This is a genomic window from Polaromonas sp. P1_G4 (assembly GCF_056405475.1).
In genome coordinates, this window is the sequence record NZ_JBFUCA010000566.1 from 1 (window position 1) to 2,583 (window position 2,583).

The 2,583-nt window shown below is 63.9% G+C and carries 1 protein-coding gene and 1 pseudogene; both read left to right on the forward strand.

The genetic code is table 11. The features are described 5' to 3' along the window. Nucleotides 1–418 (forward strand): annotated as a pseudogene (locus AC1D1X_RS20555) (GGDEF domain-containing protein); the annotation flags it as partial. 119 nt (nucleotides 419–537) lie between these two features. After that, nucleotides 538–2,583 (forward strand): ATP-dependent RNA helicase HrpA (hrpA, locus tag AC1D1X_RS20560; protein WP_477699036.1); only part of this gene is annotated, 2,046 nt, incomplete at its 3' end.

Below are 2,583 nucleotides of genomic sequence, written 5' to 3' on the forward strand. Positions count from 1 at the left end.
CTATGGCCATGCGGCCGCCAACCACGCACTGTTTGTATGTGCCGGCCGGTTGCGCCGCACCGTACCCGCGCATGTGGAAATGGGGCGCCTGGAAGAGAACGGTTTTTTGCTGCTGATGCGCAATTGCCATGACAGCGGCCAGCTGATCCACCTGGCGCGCAGAGTCCAGGCCGCCCTGGCGCGGCCGGTGGTGCTTAACACCACACTGGAGGGTGATTTGGTAGGGAACCAGCAGACGCGCTGGGTTGCCGAGGTCGGCCTTGGCGTGCTGCGGGTCTCCAAATCCGATGCGCGCGCCTCTTCGGCAGTGAGCATAGGGCGAGGCATGTCGCGCACCGCGCTGAGCTACCCGAGCCGCATTGCATGGTTTGACGAGACCAGTGGGGAAGCCGTCGACCTGCCTGTGCTGGCGGCCTGATCGCGGCGCCATAACCATAGCCGGTCCGCTGCGGGCTGGAACACCCGATAATTGAGCGCTTTGGCAGCGCTGCTGCCGCTTTTATCCTGCACTGCTTGCCTTTTTCTTCGCCTCCATCCTTGTCTCCCCTCGCCATTACCTTTCCAGAGTCGCTGCCCGTTTCGGGCAAACGCGACGAAATCACCGCCGCCATGGCGGCCCACCAGGTCATCATTGTCTGTGGCGAAACTGGCTCGGGTAAAACCACCCAGTTGCCCAAGATCGCGCTGGCCATGGGGCGCGGCAAGCTCAATTACCCTGCCGGACAGGGCCGGCTGATAGGCCATACCCAGCCGCGCCGCATTGCCGCGTCCAGCGTGGCCAAGCGCATCGCGGAGGAGTTGAAGACGCCGCTGGGCGACGTGGTGGGCTACAAGGTCCGCTTCCAGGACCGGCTCTCGCGCGACGCCTCCGTCAAGCTGATGACCGACGGCATCCTGCTGGCCGAGACGCAGACCGACCCGCTGCTCAAAGCCTACGACACGATCATCATCGACGAAGCCCATGAGCGCAGCCTGAACATCGACTTTCTGCTGGGCTACCTGCGCCAGCTGCTGCCGCGCCGGCCCGACCTGAAAGTGGTCATTACCTCGGCGACGATTGATGCGCAGCGCTTTGCGGATTATTTCGCGTCCAGCAAAGGCCCTGCGCCGGTGATCATGGTGTCGGGCCGGATGTTTCCCGTCGAGCAACGCTACCGGCCGTTTGAGGAGTCGCGCGAGCACGACCTGAACGATGCAATTGCCGATGCCGTCGACGAACTCTGGCTGAGCCCGCACAGCGCTGGGGACATCCTGGTGTTTCTGCCCGGCGAGCGAGAAATTCGCGAGGCGGCCGATCATTTACGCAAGCACCTCGCGCACCAGCCGCTGACACGCAATGCCGAGGTGCTGCCGCTGTTCGCTCGCTTGAGCCAGGCCGAGCAGGACCGCATTTTTGACGGCCACAGCGGCCGTCGCATCGTGCTGGCCACCAACGTGGCCGAAACCTCGCTGACCGTGCCGGGCATCCGCTACGTGGTGGACGCGGGCACGGCGCGCGTCAAGCGCTACAGCTTTCGTAACAAGGTCGAGCAGCTCATGGTGGAGCCGGTGTCGCAGGCCGCGGCCAACCAGCGTGCCGGCCGTTGCGGCCGGGTGGCCGATGGTATCTGCATACGACTGTATGACGAGAAGGACTTCCAGGGCCGGCAGCCTTTTACCGACCCGGAAATCCTGCGCAGTTCGCTGGCTTCGGTGATTTTGCGCATGAAGGCGCTGCACCTGGGCAATGTGGAAGAGTTTGCCTTTATCGAGCCGCCGCAGCGCCGCGCCATTGCCGACGGCTACCAGCTGCTGGCCGAGCTGGGCGCGGTGGACGAGGACAACGAGCTCACCGGCGTCGGCCGCACGCTGGCCAAGCTGCCGCTGGACCCTCGCGTGGGCCGCATGATTCTGGAAGCCAAGGACCGCAACGCGCTCGACGAGGTACTGGTGATCGCCAGCGCGCTCAGTGTGCAGGACGTGCGCGACCGCCCCATGGACAAACAGGCCCAGGCCGACCAGCAGCACGCCAAGTTCGATGACGAGAAGAGCGAGTTCAGTGGTTACCTGAAGCTGTGGAAATGGCTCGGCGATGCGCGGGGCGGCCACGGCACCGACCACAAACTCTCCAATCGCCAGTACGAGAACCTGCTGCGCGAGAACTACGTCAATATCCGCCGCGTGCGCGAGTGGCGCGACATCCATTCGCAGCTGCATACCGTCGTGGGTGAACAAAAGTGGGTTCTGAATGACAAGCCCGCCAGCTATGAGCAGCTGCATTTGTCCATGCTCTGCGGCCTGCTCGGCAACATCGGCTGCAAGAGCGACGAGGAAGACTGGTACCTGGGTGCGCGCGGGATCAAGTTCTACCGCCACCCGGGCGCACGCCTGAGCAAAAAGCCGGGCCGCTGGATTGTGGTGGCCGAACTGGTGGAAACCACACGCCTTTTTGGCCGCGGCATTGCCAACATTGACCCGGCCTGGATAGAGCAGGTGGCCGGACATCTTTTAGCCAAGCAGTTGCTGGACCCGCACTGGGAGAAAAAGGCKGCGCAGGTGACGGCGCTGGAGCGTGCTACGCTCTACGGCCTGGTGGTCTACAAC